The 20,230-nt window shown below is 41.3% G+C and carries 14 protein-coding genes; 13 read left to right on the top strand and 1 reads right to left on the bottom strand.

What is annotated here, in order from left to right; translation table 11 throughout:
* The first annotated feature begins 9 nt into the window (after positions 1-9).
* The 10 genes from NCCP133_RS07910 (at position 10) to ftsY (ending at position 13,903) form a co-directional block, all read left to right on the top strand.
* Entirely contained in the window at positions 10-1,686 is a 1,677-nt protein-coding gene (locus NCCP133_RS07910) for a DAK2 domain-containing protein (protein WP_264804385.1), read from the top strand.
* 213 nt (positions 1,687-1,899) lie between these two features.
* A complete protein-coding gene (recG, locus tag NCCP133_RS07905; RefSeq protein WP_264804384.1) occupies positions 1,900-3,948 on the top strand; it encodes an ATP-dependent DNA helicase RecG in 2,049 nt (682 codons plus the stop codon).
* A 326-nt stretch (positions 3,949-4,274) separates the two neighbouring features.
* Complete coding sequence (fapR, locus tag NCCP133_RS07900; RefSeq protein WP_264804383.1) at positions 4,275-4,835, top strand: transcription factor FapR; 561 nt, start codon at positions 4,275-4,277, stop codon at positions 4,833-4,835.
* 20 nt (positions 4,836-4,855) lie between these two features.
* Positions 4,856-5,860: a phosphate acyltransferase PlsX gene (gene plsX, locus NCCP133_RS07895; RefSeq protein ID WP_264804382.1), complete on the top strand. Its 1,005-nt coding sequence runs from the start codon at positions 4,856-4,858 to the stop codon at positions 5,858-5,860.
* Positions 5,861-5,889: 29 nt separating this feature from the next.
* Entirely contained in the window at positions 5,890-6,837 is a 948-nt protein-coding gene (fabD, locus tag NCCP133_RS07890; RefSeq protein WP_264804381.1) for an ACP S-malonyltransferase, read from the top strand.
* Positions 6,834-7,577, top strand: coding sequence for a 3-oxoacyl-[acyl-carrier-protein] reductase (gene fabG / locus NCCP133_RS07885; RefSeq protein WP_264804380.1), 744 nt, complete (start codon positions 6,834-6,836; stop codon positions 7,575-7,577). The genes fabD and fabG overlap by 4 nt, the downstream gene beginning before the upstream one ends.
* A gap of 91 nt (positions 7,578-7,668) precedes the next feature.
* Positions 7,669-7,902 (top strand): acyl carrier protein, encoded by a 234-nt coding sequence (locus tag NCCP133_RS07880; protein ID WP_009330799.1) that lies wholly within the window; start codon positions 7,669-7,671, stop codon positions 7,900-7,902.
* Positions 7,903-8,263: 361 nt separating this feature from the next.
* A complete protein-coding gene (gene rnc, locus NCCP133_RS07875) occupies positions 8,264-9,007 on the top strand; it encodes a ribonuclease III (RefSeq protein ID WP_264804379.1) in 744 nt (247 codons plus the stop codon).
* Positions 9,008-9,255: 248 nt separating this feature from the next.
* On the top strand, positions 9,256-12,822 hold the full coding sequence (gene smc, locus NCCP133_RS07870) for a chromosome segregation protein SMC (protein ID WP_264804378.1): 3,567 nt from the start codon (positions 9,256-9,258) through the stop codon (positions 12,820-12,822).
* 76 nt (positions 12,823-12,898) lie between these two features.
* Positions 12,899-13,903 (top strand): signal recognition particle-docking protein FtsY, encoded by a 1,005-nt coding sequence (gene ftsY / locus NCCP133_RS07865; protein WP_264804377.1) that lies wholly within the window; start codon positions 12,899-12,901, stop codon positions 13,901-13,903.
* 158 nt (positions 13,904-14,061) lie between these two features.
* On the opposite strand, the gene NCCP133_RS07860 is transcribed toward ftsY, so the two are convergent.
* Entirely contained in the window at positions 14,062-15,570 is a 1,509-nt protein-coding gene (locus NCCP133_RS07860; RefSeq protein WP_264804376.1) for an NCS2 family permease, read from the bottom strand.
* Between the two features lie 469 nt (positions 15,571-16,039).
* On the opposite strand from NCCP133_RS07860, the gene NCCP133_RS07855 reads away from it, so the two are divergent.
* From NCCP133_RS07855 to NCCP133_RS07845, 3 genes are read left to right on the top strand one after another with little or no spacing between them, the layout of a single operon-like run.
* A complete protein-coding gene (locus NCCP133_RS07855) occupies positions 16,040-18,421 on the top strand; it encodes a hypothetical protein (RefSeq protein ID WP_264804375.1) in 2,382 nt (793 codons plus the stop codon).
* A complete protein-coding gene (locus tag NCCP133_RS07850; RefSeq protein ID WP_264804374.1) occupies positions 18,418-19,353 on the top strand; it encodes an ABC transporter ATP-binding protein in 936 nt (311 codons plus the stop codon). The genes NCCP133_RS07855 and NCCP133_RS07850 overlap by 4 nt, the downstream gene beginning before the upstream one ends.
* Entirely contained in the window at positions 19,350-20,201 is an 852-nt protein-coding gene (locus NCCP133_RS07845; RefSeq protein WP_264804373.1) for an ABC transporter permease, read from the top strand. Before NCCP133_RS07850 ends, NCCP133_RS07845 begins: the two co-directional genes overlap by 4 nt.
* Positions 20,202-20,230: the final 29 nt, after the last annotated feature.

The raw sequence follows: 20,230 nt of genomic DNA, 5'->3' as shown, positions 1-20,230 counted from the left end.
GAAAGTCTTGTGTCAATAAAAGTTTTAGATGGGAAGCTTTTTGCGGAAATGGTTATTCAAGGAGCGAACCATTTGTCTGCTAATGCAAAATTAGTAGATGCATTAAATGTATTCCCTGTTCCGGATGGAGACACGGGAACAAACATGAATTTGTCCATGACTTCTGGTACAAAGGAGGTTAAAAGTAATATTCAGGAGCATATCGGAAAGGTAGGTTCTGCCCTTTCTAAAGGCTTGCTGATGGGTGCCCGAGGAAACTCCGGAGTTATCCTTTCTCAGCTTTTCCGCGGCTTTTCCAAATCCATTGAACAAAAGGCTGCGATTAATGGGAAGGAATTTGCAGATGCACTGAATGCTGGTGTCGAAACTGCTTACAAAGCAGTAATGAAGCCAGTTGAGGGAACAATCCTGACCGTTTCGAAGGATTCTGCCAGGAAGGCTGTGCAGGCTGCTAAAAATGAAAATGATATTGTTGCTATTATGGAGGAAGTGTTAAAAGAAGCCAGAGCTTCATTAAACCGCACTCCAGAATTACTTCCTGTTCTTAAAGAAGTGGGAGTAGTAGACAGTGGAGGACAAGGCCTTGTATTTGTCTATGAGGGATTTCTGGCAGTGCTTAAAGGTGAGAAACTTCCAGATACACCTGCTACACTTCCAAAGATGAATGACCTGGTAAGCGCGGAACATCACAAAAATGTACATAGTTTCATGAATACTGAAGATATCGAATTCGGATATTGCACAGAATTTATGGTGAAATTTGAAAGTGAAAAGCTGTCTTCAAATCCTTTTTCAGAAGAGAAGTTCCGCCAGGATCTGAGCCAGTATGGGGATTCTCTATTGGTTATTGCGGATGAGCAGCTAGTAAAAGTACATATTCACTCCGAGAAGCCAGGGGATTGTTTAACTTACGGACAGCGCTACGGCAGTTTAATTAATATGAAAATTGAAAATATGCGCCAGCAGCATACTAACTTGATTGAAGACATACAGACGCCATTAGCTGCTGAAACAAAGCCGAAAGAAAAGCAAGAATACGGAATTGTAACCGTATCAATGGGAAGCGGAATTGCAGATCTTTTTCGCAGCATTGGAGCGCATGCGGTGATTGAAGGCGGACAGACGATGAATCCAAGTACAGAGGATATCGTGAAAGCTATCAAAGAAGTGAACGCAGAAAAAATAATTATTTTGCCAAATAATAAAAACATTATCATGGCAGCACAGCAGGCTGCTGAAGTGTCTGAGGAAGACGCTGTTGTTGTTCCTTCCAAAACAGTTCCTCAAGGCATGGCTGCTCTCCTTGCTTTTAACCCAAGTGCTGACCTTGTCCAAAATGAGGATGAGATGACAGATGCTCTTCAAAATGTCAAGACAGGACAAATTACATTCGCTGTCCGAGATACAAGCATTGATGGCCTTGAAATTGAAAAAGATGATTTCATGGGCATAGCAAATGGGAAGATTGTTGTAAAAAACAAAGATCGTGTGCAAGCTGCTAAGGACCTTCTTGATAGGATGATTGACAAAGACTCTGAAATCCTGACCATATTAAAAGGTGAAGATGCATCAGAGGGTGAAGTGGACGCTCTTATCAGCTATATTGAAGAAAAGCATGAAGATGTTGAAGTGGAAGTCCATGATGGCAAACAGCCTCTATATTCTTTCATCTTCTCAATCGAATAACATTATGTGAAGCGGGGGCACTGCCTTCGCTTTTGCCTGTTTACAAGCAGAAAACAATGCTTAGAGGTAATTCCTGATTTGCAAAGTCAATTAAAAAATGTGCTAGTTAGAAAGCATGAGTTTTTGGCCTGTATTATTTAAGAAACTGCGCAGGGAGGGGTGGCGGTTTGCCATTGAAACAAGCAACCCATTTTGGCATGCCGCTCAATTAATGTGAATCAAAACTTAAACCAATCTGTTACGGCTGTTAAAGGAATTGGAGAAGAAACGGCAGAGTCACTGGCCGAAATGAATATTATTACAGTTAAAGATTTACTTGAGCATTTTCCATATAGGTACGAGGATTACAGGCTAAAAGATCTCGCTGAATTAAAGCATGACGAAAGAGTAACTGTGGAGGGGAAGGTTCACAGCGAACCATCTCTGGCCTATTACGGAAGAAAGCGATCCAGACTCACAGTCAGGGTGCTTGTCGATCGATATCTAATTCAAGTTGTGATGTTTAATCAGCCATATTTGAAAAATAAAATGACACTGAATGAAACGGTAACCGTTACAGGTAAATGGGATCAGCATAGGCAGCTCATTTCAGCAAATGAACTGAAGATTGGGTCGGCCTCAAATAAAAAAGATTTTGAGCCTGTTTATGCCGTTAAGGGAAAAATCACTGTCAAAGGGCTTAGGCGTTTTATTAACCTTGCCTTCTCGCAGTACGGCAATGAACTAGAAGAAACATTGCCTGAGCATTATTTAATGCAGTATAAACTGTTAAATAGACGAGATGCAATGCGATCCCTTCATTTTCCTGCAGACGATAATGAATTGAAACAGGGAAGACGGCGTTTTGTTTATGAAGAATTCTTCTATTTTCAACTAAAAATGCAAGCGCTGCGAAAGATTGAAAGAGAACAATCAAAAGGAATTATCCAAGCTTATGATCTTCCGAGATTGATGGAATTTATAGACTCCTTTCCTTTTGCGCTAACAACTGCACAAAAAAGGGTAATCAATGAAATCCTGGCTGATATGAAAACTCCATATCGGATGAACCGGCTTTTACAGGGGGACGTGGGATCAGGGAAAACAGCAGTAGCTGCCATAGCGCTTTTTGCCAGCAGAACAGCAGGTTTTCAAGGAGCATTAATGGTTCCGACAGAAATTCTGGCAGAACAGCATGCGGAATCCTTAAAAGCTATGCTTGAACCGTTTCATTTGCGCTGTGAGCTGCTGACAAGCTCAGTAAAAGGAAAACGGAGGAAAGAACTCCTTGAGCATCTGAAGGATGGAAAAATTGATATTCTTATAGGAACTCATGCACTCATCCAGGAGGAAGTTGAATTTAATAAGCTTGGACTTGTCATTACAGACGAGCAGCACCGGTTTGGTGTAGGACAGCGCCGAATACTCAGGGAAAAAGGAGAACATCCAGATGTGCTGTTTATGACTGCCACACCAATCCCGAGAACGCTTGCCATCACTGTTTTTGGTGAAATGGATGTTTCCATCATCGATGAAATGCCTGCTGGACGAAAATCTATTGAAACATATTGGGCTAAGCCTGAAATGCTGGATAGGGTTCTTGGCTTTATGGAAAAGGAGCTTTCAGCTGGCCAGCAGATATATGTGATCTGTCCCCTTATTGAGGAGTCAGACAAACTGGATGTCCAAAACGCCATAGATGTCCATGCCACACTGATGCATCATTTTCATGGCCGCTATGACGTCGGCCTCATGCATGGCAGGCTTCATCCTGATGAAAAAGATAAGATCATGAAGGCTTTCAGTAAAAACGAAACACAAGTTCTAGTTTCTACCACGGTTGTCGAGGTTGGTGTGAATGTCCCAAATGCAACCATGATGGTCATCTATGATGCAGGAAGATTTGGTCTCGCACAGCTCCATCAGTTAAGAGGGAGGGTGGGAAGAGGAGATAAGCAATCTTATTGTATTCTTCTTGCTGATCCTAAATCTGAAGTAGGAAAAGAGCGCATGAAAATTATGACTGAAACAAATGATGGATTTGCGCTCAGTGAAAAGGATTTGGAGCTAAGGGGGCCCGGCGACTTTTTCGGAAAAAAACAAAGCGGGCTGCCCGAATTTAAAGTCGCTGATATGGTCCATGATTACCGTGCTCTCGAAACGGCAAGAAACGATGCAGCTGCTCTTGTTGAAACCCATGAATTCTGGCATTCAGATGAGTACATGCCTTTACGGAATTACTTAAAAGAAACAGGAGTACTTGAAGGGGAAAAGCTGGACTAATGGAACAGGAATAGAGTAACCCACTGAGTTGATCTTCGCTGTGGGTACTTGATCCTCGAATTGCATCCGCATTTTTTTCGTGCAGTGCTGATTCAGGGAAAGATTATTCATTGGGCTGCGGGAGGTCCCACAGTCGAAGCCGAGGATCTCAATTCCTCCCTGAGGAAACAAGTGGCCCCTGCTGAAATCAGCGGAGTACAATCATAAGCTAAACCAACAATTTTGCCAAAGCAGATTGCCAGGAAAATTCTGTCTTGCAATCTGCTTTTTTTGATTATATACTACTATTAGTACCTAGTCTTAATATCTCGGACGGTGGAATTTTAATGAAAAGAAATAAAAAAGAACGCCAGCAATTATTAACGGACACAATAAAAGAAAATCCTTTTGTAACTGATGAAGAGCTTTCTGAGAAATTTTCGGTGAGTGTTCAGACAATAAGACTCGACCGCTTAGAACTGTCTATTCCAGAATTGCGTGAACGGATCAAGCATGTGGCTGAGAAAAGATTTGAGAATGAAGTCCGATCATTGCCTATAGAAGAAATAATCGGTGAAATAATAGATATTGAATTGGATAAAACGGCTATTTCCATATTTGATGTAAAAGGAGAACATGTTTTCAAAAGAAATCAAATTGCCCGCGGACACCACATGTTTGCCCAGGCAAATTCACTTGCAGTGGCTGTGATAAATGATGAGCTTGCTCTAACGGCAAAGGCAAGCATTCAGTTTACAAGGCCAGTTAAATTAAATGAACGTGTAATTGCCAAAGCGAGAGTGCTTACAATCGATAATGAAAGCGGCAGGACAATTGTCGAGGTAAATAGCTTTGTAAACAACGAACAGGTTTTTAAAGGCGAATTCGATATGTTCAGAAAAAAATAATCACTAAAGGATGAATCGTCATGAAAATTGCAATAGATGCAATGGGAGGCGACAATGCGCCAAAGGAAATTGTACGAGGAGCAATGAAAGCTGCTGCAGAGTATAAAGATGTGCACATTACTCTTGTAGGGGATGAATTGAAAATAAACGAATACCTCACGTCTTATGATCGGATCGGAATTTTACATACAGACGAAGTCATTTTGCCGGATGATGAACCAGTAAGGGCTGTGCGCAGAAAGAAAAATGCTTCAATGGTGCTTGCTGCGCAGCTTGTTTCTGAAAGGAAAGCAGATGCATGCATTTCGGCGGGCAACACAGGTGCCCTTATGGCGGCAGGCCTTTTTGTTGTAGGAAGGATCGAAGGGATTGAACGACCGGCCTTATCACCTACGCTTCCAACGATCGGGGGGGAAGGTTTTCTTTTGCTCGATGTAGGGGCGAATGTAGATGCGAAGCCTGAGCATCTTCTTCAATATGCGATTATGGGATCCATTTATACCGAAAAGGTACGCGGAGTAACTAATCCGAGAGTAGGACTTTTAAACATTGGAACAGAAGAGAAAAAAGGCAATGAACTGGCTAAAAACACCTTTGATCTGCTGAAGCAGGCGGATATCAACTTCATTGGAAATGTGGAAGCGCGCGATTTGCTCGAGGGTGCTGCAGATGTTGTTGTTACAGATGGATTTACAGGCAATATGGTGCTCAAGACCATTGAGGGTACTGCCCAATCTGTTTTTAAAATGCTAAAAACCGCTTTGACAAGCAGCTTTAAAACAAAGCTGGCTGCTGCAGCATTAAAGCCTGATCTATACCAGCTTAAATCCAAAATGGATTATTCGGAATACGGCGGTGCCGGATTATTCGGATTAAAGGCGCCGGTTATTAAGGCGCATGGTTCTTCAGATGCAACAGCGTTATTCAGTGCAGTTAGGCAGACACGTAATATGATCGAAAATAATGTCACTGAAACGATTAAGGCAGCGGTTGAAAAAGAGGCAGAAAAAACAGCTATCAAATAATCTAATCAATGAACGTGGAGGGAAATACGATGGGTAAAATAGCCTTTTTGTTCCCTGGTCAGGGGTCGCAGACAGCAGGGATGGGAAAAGCATTAGCTGAACAAGATGAAAAAGTAAAACAATTTTTCGAAAATGCTGATCAAAAACTGGGTTTTTCACTATCTTCACTTATTTTTGAGGGGCCTCAGGAAAAATTGACATTAACAACAAATGCTCAGCCTGCACTTCTGACTGCTAGCATTGCCATTTTGGATTACTTTAAAAGATCTGGCGTTAAACCTGACTATGTGGCGGGCCACAGTCTTGGTGAATATACAGCGCTTGTTGCAGCGGGAGCGATCTCTTTTGAAGACGGTGTGTATGCTGTTCGAAAACGAGGAGAGTTCATGGAAGAAGCTGTACCTAATGGCGAAGGAACGATGGCAGCAGTCTTAGGTCTTGATAGGGACAAGCTTACAGCGGTTACTGAAGAAATTACGGCAGGCGGCAATCCGGTTCAGCTCGCAAACTTGAATTGCCCTGGACAGATCGTCATTTCGGGTTCAAGAGCAGGTGTTGAACAAGCTTCGGTAAAGGCAAAAGAAGCTGGGGCAAAGCGCGTGCTGCCTTTAGATGTCAGCGGACCTTTCCATTCCGAGCTAATGAAGCCCGCTGCTGCGAAGTTTAAACAAATCCTTGACGAGATTGAAATTAAGGATGCGGCAATCCCTGTTATTGCTAACGTAACTGCTTCTGAAATGACAGCTGCTTCGGAAATTAACAGCAGATTGATCGAGCAATTATATTCTCCTGTCCTGTGGGAGGATTCTATCCGCAAAATGGCTGACCTTGGAGTGGATACATTTATTGAAATTGGACCTGGAAAAGTTCTGACAGGCTTAGTTAAAAAAGTTGACCGTTCACTAAAGACTTATGCGGTTTCAGATGAGGAAACATGCGCGGCAGTAACAGAGTCCTTGAAGGAGGAATTGAGATGAAGCTAGAGGGAAAATCGGCATTAGTTACTGGTGCTTCCCGGGGCATTGGCAGGGAAATCGCTCTTGGCCTCGCCAAACAGGGTGCAGACATTGCAGTTAATTATTCCGGCAGTGAATCCAGAGCAAATGAAGTAGTTGACGAAATCAAAGCATTAGGCAGAAATGCATTCGCTGTCCAGTGTGATGTTTCCAGCAGTGAATCTGTGGCTAATATGGTTAAGGAAACAATTGAAAAGTTTGGCAAGCTTGATATTCTTGTCAATAATGCAGGCATTACAAAAGATAATTTGCTTATGAGAATGAAGGAAGAAGAATGGGATGATGTTATTAACATAAATCTTAAAGGCGTTTTCCTTTGTACAAAAGCAGTTACAAGGCAAATGATGAAACAGCGCAGCGGCCGAATCATCAATATTTCTTCTATCGTTGGTGTCAGTGGAAATCCGGGTCAGGCTAACTATGTTGCTGCTAAATCCGGTGTAATTGGACTAACAAAAACATCAGCGAAGGAGCTTGCATCCCGAGGCATTACGGTTAATGCCATTGCCCCAGGCTTTATCACAACAGATATGACGGATAAGCTCAATGAAGAAGTAAGAGATCAAATGCTGAAGCAAATTCCATTGGCACGTTTCGGCGATCCGGCTGATATTGCCAATGTTGCCGTTTTTCTTGCATCAGAAGACAGCCGCTATATGACAGGGCAAACCCTGCATGTAGATGGCGGCATGGTTATGTAATTTGTAACAGGCTTGTAATGCAAAAAGTTTAATAAAACCTTTCAATAAGGCCCTAAAATAATCTATAATACTTGAGGGGAGGTGAACAAGCATGGCAGAAGTATTAGAACGTGTAACAAAGATCATCGTAGACCGTCTTGGAGTTGAAGAGTCTGAAGTGAAATTGGAAGCTTCTTTCAAAGATGACCTTGGTGCTGATTCCCTTGATGTAGTAGAATTAGTTATGGAATTAGAAGATGAGTTCGACATGGAAATTTCTGACGATGACGCTGAAAAAATCGCAACAGTCGGTGACGCTGTAAATTACATAAAAGCTAGCCAGTAATCGTTAGGCAAACCAACTCTGCAGTGAGGGGAATCCCCCTCCTGCAATAACTTTATCAGTGGATGTTTATTGTCCGTTGCTACCTGTCACAAAAGCTGCAAAGTACCAATAGGTTAATGATAGCAGCCGGGTGGCTGCGGACAGTAAATATGTTTCAGCAAAAGCTCCGTTATGATAACGGGGCTTTCTTCTGTGGATATGAACCCATCACATCGTTTCATTCTAATTAAGGGTCAAAAGTACCTGAGTTTCTTTGCGTTTTTAAGGTTTATTACGTAAACTTAGGGAAGGCAATGTTAAAGTGTGATCTAAACAAATGTACAAAAACAAGAATATATTATGTTAGCAAGGTGGATGCATTATGCGCAGCAACAATAAAGACAAAGAAAGAAAATCATTTCGCGCAATTGAAAAGCAATTTCAAGAATTTCAAGCTAAAATTGGAATTCAATTCGAAAATGAAAAACTCTTAAAACAAGCTTTTACCCATTCATCTTATGTGAATGAGCATCGGAGAAAGCCCTACGAGGATAATGAAAGGCTCGAATTTTTGGGTGATGCTGTCCTTGAACTGACGGTGTCGAAATTCCTTTATCTCAAATATCCAATGATGAGTGAAGGTGAATTAACTAAATTGAGGGCTGCTGTTGTTTGTGAGCCATCACTGGTCACATTTGCAAATGCACTATCCTTTGGTGAGCTTATTCTTCTAGGAAAAGGGGAAGAATTGACAGGAGGAAGGTCCAGGCCGGCATTGCTTGCGGATGTTTTTGAAGCTTTTATCGGAGCCTTATATTTGGATAAAGGACTGGATCGGGTTGTTGGCTTTTTGGAAAAAGTCGTTTTCCCTAAGATTGACTCAGGTGCTTTTTCGCATGTGATGGATTTTAAGAGCCAGCTGCAGGAGCTGGTGCAGCGTGATGGTGCAGGTTCTATTGAATATAAAATACTTCAGGAAAAAGGACCCGCTCATAATCGTGAATTTGTTTCCACAGTTTCCTTGAATGCCTTGGAGCTTGGGACAGGCACTGGTCGTTCAAAGAAAGAAGCGGAACAGCATGCTGCCCAAATGGCTCTGGAAGTATTGAAGAATCATATAAAGTGAAACTTCTTTTCGAAGGTGTCCTTCCTTCGAAAAGTTAGTTGAACTTATCGGGTTTCTACTGTCCGTCAAGCTTCATGATATTGAGCATTACGGACAGTTGAAACGCGGCAAAGTGAAACTTCTTTTCGAAGGTGTCCTTCCTTCGAAAAGTTAGTTGAACTTATCGGGTTTCTACTGTCCGTTAGACAACAATCAAATACTCTGACAGCTAAGAATCTAAACTCGGAGGAGACAGAGGGGGAGCAAGGTTGTTTTTAAAACGGCTTGATGTAGTAGGATTTAAGTCATTTGCTGAAAGAATAACAGTTGATTTTGTTCCTGGAGTGACAGCTGTCGTAGGTCCCAATGGAAGCGGCAAAAGCAATATAATAGACGCCATCCGCTGGGTGCTGGGTGAGCAATCGGCGAAATCCCTTCGCGGCGCTAAAATGGAGGATGTCATTTTTGCCGGCAGCGATTCTCGCAAGGCGCAGAATTTTGCTGAGGTTACACTGACACTTGATAACGGCGATCAGGGGTTGCCGATTGATTACAGCGAAGTGAGTGTAACAAGAAGGGTTTACCGATCAGGCGACAGCGAATATCTAATCAACAAGCAAACTTGCAGACTTAAAGACATTGTAGATTTATTTATGGATTCGGGACTTGGGAGAGAAGCCTTTTCAATCATTAGCCAGGGCAGAGTGGAAGAAATTCTAAACAGCAAAGCGGAAGAACGCCGAACCATTTTCGAAGAAGCAGCAGGCGTATTAAAATATAAAACGAGAAAGAAGAAAGCGGAAAGCAAGCTTTCCGAAACGCAGGACAATTTAAACCGTGTTAATGATATCCTATACGAACTTGAAAGCCAGGTTGAACCTCTGAAAATTCAGGCATCGATGGCAAAGGATTATTTGCAGCAGAAGGAAGAGCTGGAAAAAATAGAGGTTTCACTAACTGTCTATGAGATAGAAGACCTTTATTCGAAATGGGAGCAGCTTTCTCGGCAACTTGAACAGCATTCTGAAGATGAAATGAAACTTTCGTCAATCATTCAGAATAAAGAAGCGAAAACAGAGGAATTAAAAGACCATCTCGCTGCCATCGATGAGTCTGTAAATGACTTGCAGGAGGTACTTCTTCATGCCAGTGAAGAGCTTGAAAAGCTGGAAGGCAGAAAAGAAGTACTGAAAGAACGAAAGAAAAACGCGAATCAAAATAAAGACCAGCTCCAAAGAAATATGGAAGAGCTTTCCTTAAAAATAGCCGATCTAAAAGGGCAAAAGGAAAAGCAGGCAGCTCATAAGGAAGAGATTAAGGCCGAAGCGGTGAAGCTTCAGAAGACCTTAAAAGAGAAGCAGGAACAACTAAAGCTCTTCAGTGAAAATACAGAAGAAAAGATTGAATCTCTTAAGAGTGACTATATTGAAGTGCTGAACAGCCAGGCTGCTTCCCGAAACGAATTGCAAAATATCGATCAGCAGCTGAGCCAGCAAGGACTGCGCAACTCTAAGCTAGAATTGGACAATGAAAAGTTCATTGCCGAACGAAAGATAATTGAAGAGAAAAAACATTCGATTCAATTCACCCTTGAAAACCTGCAGAAGCAAATAGAAGATCAGGTGCATTTTATTCGGAATGAGGACCGTAAGCTTGAATCGCTAAAAAACAATTACCAAAAGCAGGAAAAAACCTTGTATCAGGCTTACCAGTATTTGCAGCAGGCAAAATCCCGCCAGGAAATACTGGAGGAAATGGAAGAAGACTATTCCGGTTTTTTCCAGGGTGTAAAGGAAATCCTGAAGGCACGGGGCAATAAGCTGCAGGGAATTCAAGGAGCAGTAGCCGAATTGATTCAGGTCCCTAAAGAGTATGAAACTGCGATTGAAACAGCGCTTGGCGGAGCCATGCAGCATATCATCGTCCAGGCTGAACAGGATGGACGAAATGCCATACAATATTTGAAAAAAAACTCATTTGGCCGGGCAACATTCCTCCCATTAAGCGTCATGAAAGGGAAAAAATTAAATCCTGTTCAATTGCAGTCTGTAAAAGGACACCCAGCTTTTATTGGAAAAGCGGCTTCACTTATTCAGTTTGAAGACAAGCATCAGCCTGCCATTGAAAATTTGCTGGGCAATGTTGTGATTGCCGGCGATTTAAAAGGTGCCAATGAGCTGGCAAAGCTGCTTCAGTATCGAGTAAGGCTTGTGACGGTTGATGGAGATGTGGTCAACCCGGGCGGATCCATGACAGGAGGAGCGGTGAAGCAAAAAAGTTCTTCGATTCTTTCCCGTAAAGGCGAGCTTGAAGAGCTTAAAGATCGGATTATCGACATGGAATCCAAAACAGCTATTCTGGAGAAGCAGGTCAAACTCCAAAAAAGCGAGATTGTTAAACAAGAAACCAAAATTGAAAGCCTTAGAAAAAAAGGTGAAGAGCTTCGTTTAAAAGAGCAAGCTATAAAAGGCGAGCTGCTGGAAGTTGAATTTGAAGAGAAAAGCAATAATGAGCGGCTGTCTCTTTATGATATGGATAAATCACAGTTTTCTGAAGACAGAGAAAGGCTTCTAAAAAGAAAGAGTGAGCTCTCATCTTTATTGGAAGAACAGCAAAAACAAATTGCTAATCTGGACCAGGAAATTAAAGAATTAACACTTAGAAAAAACACCCAGCAAACTTCGAAGGAAACGCTCGTATCTGTAATAAATGATTTCAAGATCAGCTTTGCTTCAAAAAGTGAACAGCTGAATCATGCAGAGGATAGGCTTTTAGCGATAACAAGGGAACTTATCTTCAATGAAGAAAAGCTTACAACTGTGAAAGAGGACTGGGAGCTCTTATCTTCTGAAATGACGAATAGTTCATCAGGTGAACAGCATTTGGAGAAAGCTGCACAGCAAAAACTAAAAGAAAAAACCGAAACTCTGGAATTAATCGCTTCAAGGCGTGATGAACGCTTAAAGCTTCAAACTGCTTTAGAAGATCTTGAGCTGGAAACGAAAGAATTGAAACGCCAGCATAAAGGGATCGTAGAGGTGCTAAAAGATGAGGAAGTTAAGAAAAACCGCCTTGATGTCGAACTCGAAAACAGGCTAAACCATTTAAGGGAAGAATACCTGCTTTCGTTTGAGGCGGCCAAGGAAGAATACCCGCTAACAATAGAAGCAGATGGAGCACGCAAGAAAGTTAAGCTCATTAAGCTTGCTATCGAAGAATTAGGTGCTGTTAACCTTGGAGCAATCGATGAGTATGAGCGAGTTTCTGAACGATATGAATTCCTGCTGGAACAAAAAACAGACCTTCAGGAAGCCAAGGATACTTTATTCCAGGTCATTGATGAAATGGATGTAGAAATGAAAAAGAGATTCCAAGATACCTTCGAGGGAATTCGATTTCATTTCGAGTCCGTTTTTCAGTCCCTGTTCGGCGGTGGGAGAGCCGATTTAAGATTAACGCAGCCTGATGATTTGTTAAATACAGGAGTGGAAATTGTGGCACAGCCGCCTGGGAAAAAATTGCAGAACCTTGGCCTTTTATCAGGGGGAGAAAGGGCTCTAACAGCCATTGCACTTCTTTTCTCCATCCTGAAGGTCCGTCCGGTTCCATTTTGTATCCTTGATGAAGTGGAAGCAGCGCTGGATGAAGCGAATGTGCAAAGATTCAGCCAGTACTTAAAGAGATACAGTGAAGAAACCCAATTCATCGTTATTACTCACCGTAAGGGAACGATGGAAGAAGCAGATGTTCTTTATGGTGTTACCATGCAGGAATCCGGAGTATCCAAGCTTGTTTCAGTCAGGCTTGAAGAAACGAAGGAATTGATTCCGCAATAGCATTTTTAAGTGGAGCAGCATTTTAAAGCTGTTCCACAACGATCCATACTAAAGTTCATAGTAAGGAAGTGAGAAGATGAGTTTCTTTAAAAAATTTAAAGAAAAAATCACCAAACAAACCGATACCGTTACTGAAAAGTTTAAAGATGGATTAACGAAAACACGCGATAACTTTTCAAATAAAGTGAATGACCTTGTTTCCAGATACCGAAAAGTAGATGAAGAGTTTTTCGAGGAATTGGAAGAGATCCTAATTCAAGCGGATGTTGGTTTTGATACTGTTATGGAATTGGTGGAAGAACTAAAACGGGAAGTAAAGCGCAAAAACATCCAGGATCCGCGTGAGGTACAAGCGGTTATCTCCGAAAAACTTGTGGAAATTTATGAAAATGCTGGAGAAGTTTCTGCCGAATTAAATATTCAGCCAGATGGCCTGACGGTGATTCTTTTTGTCGGTGTGAATGGTGTTGGGAAAACCACTACTATTGGAAAGCTTGCCCATAAGTTCAAAAGGGAAGGAAAAAGCGTGTTGCTTGCTGCAGGCGATACGTTCCGAGCCGGAGCGATTGAACAGCTAGAAGTATGGGGTGAACGTGTCGGTGTTGATGTAATTAAACAGGGAGCAGGTTCTGATCCGGCTGCTGTCATGTTTGATGCTGTCCAATCTGCAAAATCACGTAAAGCAGATATCTTGATCTGCGATACAGCAGGGCGTCTTCAAAACAAAGTCAACCTGATGAAAGAATTGGAAAAAGTTAAGCGCGTCATTGAAAGGGAAGTGCCAGGCGCACCGCACGAGGTCTTGCTTGTGCTGGATGCTACAACCGGACAGAATGCGATGATCCAGGCAAAAACCTTCAAAGAAGCAACAGATGTTTCCGGCATAGTTCTTACCAAGCTTGACGGAACTGCAAAGGGCGGTATTGTTCTTGCAATCAGAAATGAACTGGAAATCCCGGTTAAATACGTAGGTCTTGGCGAAAAAATGGATGATCTGCAGGAATTCAATGCTGAGCAATACGTTTACGGATTATTTGCTGACGTGGTTGAAAAAGAAGCAGAAGAAGAGGAAGAAGAGTAAGAAAATAAGACATTTAAAACAGCCGGAGGACTTCTTTCCGGCTGTTTTTTCCTTTCGGCTGGATGCATTGCTGGTGATGGTTTACAAAGAACATCCTAAAACTTAATAAACCCAGTACCTTACACTTCACACTTCAATACTGAAGAATTATTGGCAGCTCAGTCTGAAAGAAAGCTGTTTTGTTTTTTCTCCTCTTTAACATTTGCAAAGACATAATAGACAAAGAACAGTCCCATGATGATATAGCCCAAGGCAAAATCATTTGCTGCTCCAAATGCGAGCGATGGTGCGTGCATCAGTCCGAAGAAGGAAAATAATGCGCCGATGAATGAAAAGATACAAGCCTTTTGATAATTTCGATCAATGATCGAAACAGCGATTGCTCCAAGGATAATACCGGTAAACATTGCTCCTTGCCCGAGAGGCACAATTCCGGAAGATATACCTTCTACAACCTCTGCAGCCTTCCCATTAAAACGTGTCATTGTATAGTTAGCAAAATAAGGAAGCATAGCAAGCGCAATAGCAGGAAAATATTTTACTTCATTTGACTGGAAAGCAGTTGCAACCATGGAGATTCCAACAAATACTAGAATAGGCGCAATAACGGCTACAGGAATTATAGCGGACATAGCAGCTATTAGTCCAAACATCGCTGCCCCTATATAAACAATTGAATTAAGGATACTGTAGCCCCGTCCAGCATTCATCCATTTGGAACCGACAGAAGCGATATAGACCGTAGTAGGGAAAGCTCCTCCAAAAAAGGCACCAATCATTGTGCCTACGCCATCGACAGCCTGGCATTCACGAACATCATAGCTATCACCTGCGGCAGACATCGCTTCAACGTTATTCATGGTTTCGATTGCATTGTAAATGGTAATTGGAAGTACTACTGCGAAAAGGGCTATAAGTGGACCGAAAAGATAGGACATTCCTTCAAAGGAGGCCAAAGTAGGGAGAATAGGATAAAAGCCTACATGAGATAGGCCTTCTGTAATTTTGGTTGTGTCCGCCTGGCCAAGAATATAGGCTAATACAGTTCCAAGAATTATTGCGAATAAGGAAGAAGGAATTTTAAAAGGCATGCTGATTTTCCCAATAATGCCAACAATAATTATAGCAAGTACAAGCAATCCAACCACAGGAAGCTCAAAAGTTTTAAATAACATTTCCCCTGCAATGAAAGTAAGAGCCACTCCGGCAAGGGCACCGAGCATGGATGCTCGTGGAAGGTTGTTTCTTATCCAATTACCTGAAACGCTCACTAGAACTTCAATAAGTCCGCTGATTAAGCAAGCTGCCAACCCGATTTTCCATGCTAATTCTGGATCATTCGTTAATTCTTTTGCAGGCAGCAAAACTCCGAAGAGAAAAATAAACATGACAGGTGTACTAATTCCATATGAAAGCGCAGTTACATCCGTCCTGCCTTCTTTTTGCGCTAATCGATTGGCTGAATAAGCATAATATAGATTTCCAACAAGAACAGCGATCGCTGCACCAGGTATAACTTTTCCAAAAACAATCTCTGCAGGGAACCCCATTCCCAGCATACTGACAGCAATGACGACAAAATTGGCAAGGTTATTTTGGAACAAAGCAAAGAAAGCGTCAGTATCCTCTTTTTTATACCATGGATAATGTACTCTATTATTCTTCAATTTTATTCCCCCTTTCTAAGTTGTTTAGTTACTCAGGCAAATCGACTGGAACATCAACTTAACCTCCTCTTGTTATTATTAGTGGTTGTACAATAAATTTTATTTTAGATATTGGATGAATATTCTGAATACTTTATTATTTATAATTATCAAATGCTCTTATTATTGACAAATAAAATTTTAAGTGTAAAATTACACTAATTATTACATGTTGGTAAGTTTATGTTAAATAATTTTTCTGTAATTGCATTGTCCCGTTATTTTCGCGAAAAATTAAAACTTTTAGCGTTTGCAGGAACTTTTTGGTTTTTCTCTCCGTCTTTATTTATGAAAGAAACATCGTTTTTATTTACGCTTATTAAATAACTGTTAGGTGCAAAAGGTGTTTCATCCCCCTTGGAGAATAAAAAGATAAATTTTTTCCAGGGTTAAAGCAGATGTTTTATATTTTTATATGGGGGAGATTGGGTTGTATACAAAATTAAAGTTGGTGTTTGCGGCTTTGTTATGTTTTGGGCTATTGGTTATTCCTTTTCAATCAGCAGGAGCTGCCAGCACAGAAATCAAAGTTACTCTTGATGAAGGTTTTGATGGGAAAGTCAAAAGGGGAGAAGGCTTTCCTCTGCTGATTAAGCTGGAAAACGCCGGTGAATCATTTAGCGGCGATTTGTTGGTAAGCTACCATCCTTCATATAATACCGGTGGTGCTCTGACAGTGGATGTCGAGCTTCCTGCAGGGACCACCAAAGAATACCTGGTTTCCATACCTGGTATAACTGAGGATCATCCATCTATGTATCAAAACATTCCTTCACTCACTCTATATGAAGGAAATTGGAAAAACGGGAAAAAAGTTGGCTTCAAAGGGGAAGATACTTTAAAGCCAAAATTTATAGATATGGGTTCCAACGTTATTGGTGTCTTGAGCGATAAATATGACCGTTTAAAAGAACTCAGAACGCTTCCTTCCATGTCTATTCAGATGATTGAGCTGGCAAAAGAAGGTTTGCCGAATGAGTCAACAGGACTGGAAACACTGGATTATATTCTGATAGATGAATATCAACTATCTCAGCTGACAAAGCAGCAACAAAAAGCAATTGGAGATTGGGTATACAACGGCGGAGTTTTAATTGCCGGGGCAGCGCCTAATGCAAGTCAATCGTATGGGGAGCTATATTCACTGCTTCCTATGAAATATGAAAAAGAAACAACCGCAGCAGCTGATTTTCTGCAAGGTACTAAAAGTGATGAACCCGGATTTAAAGAGCTGAACTTTTTTACAGGTCCGCTGGAAAATGAATCTATTATTATTATGAAAAGCGGAGATCTTCCCGCGGCATTAAAAAAGGAATTTGGAAGCGGTACGATTCTCCAGACTGCTTTTTCCTTAGGGGATGAGCCGTTATCTTCTTGGAAAGGTTACAGCACCTGGTTTTCAAGTTTTTTAAAGCATGCATCCAGTGCAAATACAGGATCCAATCCCTATGCAGATGATTACCTGGACCAGCTTTATTGGGAATTTGCAGAAGCAAATGAATTCTTTCCTGCATCCAATTTCTCGATGGGGCAGTTAATTGGGCTGTTTGCGGGTTATATTATTTTGATCGTACCTGTACTATATTTTGTACTAAGAAAGCTTGATAAAAGGGAGCATTCCTGGTGGATCATCCCTTCGCTTGCATTCTTAATGGCAGCTGCTGTCTTTGGAATGGGAGCAAAAGATCGGTTATCACAGCCGCAGCATAATCAGATGGGGATTTTCAAAGTGAATAATGGTTTATTGACCGGTTATCAGGCTTCAACCCTATTATCCAATAAGAGCGGGGAGTATACTCTCTCAATGCCAAAAGGTAAATTTAACGCGGTAGTGCATTCAAATAATTCTTCCACGTTTGACCCACTAAGAGGCGGGGTTATGGCTGAGAAAGTAAAAAACAAGGAAGTTATTTTTCCTGTCGTTGAGTATTGGTCATCCAAAACAATTTACGGAAAGGCTCAGACAGAAATAACAGATAAATTTACAGCCGAACTGACTCTTAAAGACAAACGGCTAACAGGGACCGTTACAAATGGATTTGATTATGATTTTGAAGAAGTAACGATATGGTCAGGTAATGAAGCAATAAACTTGGGGCCGCTAAAGAAAAGCGAAACCATACAAGTGGATAAAGCAACAAAGCAATTCCTGCTTACAAGGCCCTATTTAGGAACTTTTAATGGAGCATACCCTGTTAATAGGCAAAATGATATTGATCAATTAAGAAAAGAAAGACTCGAATTTGCTTCTTCAACATTTATGCTTGGGGATGTTACACAGCCGGTTCTTGCCGGAACCACAAAAGAAGCTGTGATCGATGTGACAATCAAAGGAAAAAAAGAAAAGCAAAATAATACAAATCTTATTCTCCAGCCATTTGAGGCTATAAATGTGTTTTCTGGTTCATTTACTCTGAAAGAAGGAATGATGGCTGCAGATTGGAATGTGATACAAGGCCAGATATATGAAAAGGGAATGGGCGGCTCCCATTCAGAAATCATGCTGGAAGACGGAGAATATGAATATAGGCTAAATCTGCCAAAACAGCTTGCAGAGAAATCATATAAACTTGAAGAAATTTCTATTAGAATCAATAGCCAGGGAGTTCAATATGCAGTAAAAAATCATAAAAAAGACGAGTGGCTGACGATCGAACCGGATCAGCGCAGGTTCAAGCTGACCAGTAAAGATGACATTAGCCAGTATATTTCAAAAGAAGGGAAATTAATGTTAAAGCTTAACAAATCGTCACAGGGCGATCCTTATGTGCAATTGCCCGCTATTACGATTAAAGGGGAGGTGGCAAAATGATCGAGATTATTGATTTAACAAAAAGATACGGGAAGATTACAGCACTTGAATCATTAAATTTAAATATCGAAAAAGGAAGTGTGTTTGGTTTTGTGGGGCAGAACGGTGCAGGAAAAACCACCACCTTTTCGATTTTGGCAACCTTACTGGCTCCAACTTCAGGGTCTGCTTATGTAAATGGCTACGATGTGCAAAAGGAGCCTAAGCTTGTAAGAAAGCAGATTGGTTATATGCCAGACTTCTTTGGGGTTTACGATCAATTAAAGGCAGATGAATATCTTCATTTCTACGGTGCGAGCTATGGTATTCCATTTGCTGAAAGGGAGAAGCTAATTCCGCAGCTCCTCGACCTTGTCAATTTGTTCCATAAAAGAGATTCCTATGTTGATCTTTTATCAAGGGGGATGAAACAGCGTCTTTGTCTGGCAAGATGCCTGATTCACGATCCGGAAGTGCTGATCCTCGATGAACCTGCTTCAGGACTTGATCCGCGTGCAAGGGTGGAAATGAGGGAAATATTAAAAGAATTGAAAAGCATGGGGAAAACGATATTAATTTCATCCCATATTTTGCCGGAGCTGGCAGAAATGTGTGATACAATCGGCATTATTGATGAAGGGAAGTTAGTGGCACAAGGGGCAGTGGCAGATATTCTGGCTCAGCTAAGAGGGGAAAGGCTGATCATTGTAAAAGTCCATGCAGGGGCAGAAAAAGCGGCCTCCTATTTTGAAGATGATCCTCATGTATCCAAAATGGCTATACTGGAGGATGGTTTTTCCTTCCAATTTATCTATAAGGGAACTCCTGAAGAACAAACAGAAATGCTAAAAAAAGCCATATTGAATAATTTAGCCATCACCAGCTTCGCTGAAGTGGAAACTGATCTTGAGGATGTCTTTATGGAAATTACAAAGGGAGTTGAGCTGACATGAAGAATTTAGTCGTAAATCCAGTGCTGAACAAGGAATTTAAGCTCCGCTTCCGAAATTTTAAAAGCTACTTGGGGGTTCTTTTTTACCTCTTGGCACTTGGCCTGATCATAGTTGGTTTTATCTTTATTGAATCATTGTCAAATAATATGCAGGGCTTCTTTAAGCCGGATCAGAGCCGGACAATGTTTATGGTCCTTTCTGTTTTGCAGCTTGCCTTAATTCTTTTTATTACTCCTGGTTTAACTGCAGGGGTGATCAGCAGTGAAAGGGAGAGGCAAACGCTGAATATTATGCTGACTACAACCCAAAGCTCTGCAAGCATTATATTGAGCAAGCTTATTTCTTCTATTTCATATTTGATTCTGCTAATTGCGGCTAGTCTGCCGCTTTATAGCTTTGTATTTTTATTTGGCGGAATATCGCCTGGGCAATTGCTTACGACAATGGGCTTTTATTTATTCACAATCCTTGCCTTCGGGAGTCTCGGGGTCCTATTTTCAACGCTCATTCGGAAAACAATTGTATCAATGGTTACCACCTATGGTGTTACTCTTTTTTTAGCAGGGGGAACGGCATTTCTGGCTTTAATTTTTATGCAGCTAACTAATGCATATGGATATACAGCTACACAGCCTACAAATCCTTTGGCTTATTTTCCGGCCATGCTTAACCCAGTTATTATTTTGATCAGCACGTTTGAGCCGGAGATCACAAATGAAATTTCAAGGTCAACAGGCATTGAGTTTCCTTTATGGGTTTCATATTTAATTTCGTATACAGTGATTTTCATTGGAGCTGTGCTGCTTAGCATCAAGAAGCTTCGTCCCAATATGAAAAAGGTTAAATAGCGGACTTGTTCGGGCAAATCTCGAATATG

This window comes from Cytobacillus sp. NCCP-133, assembly GCF_026011715.1.
Classification (GTDB): domain Bacteria; phylum Bacillota; class Bacilli; order Bacillales; family Cytobacillaceae; genus Cytobacillus.
This window is presented reverse-complemented; position numbering and strand designations above follow the sequence as displayed.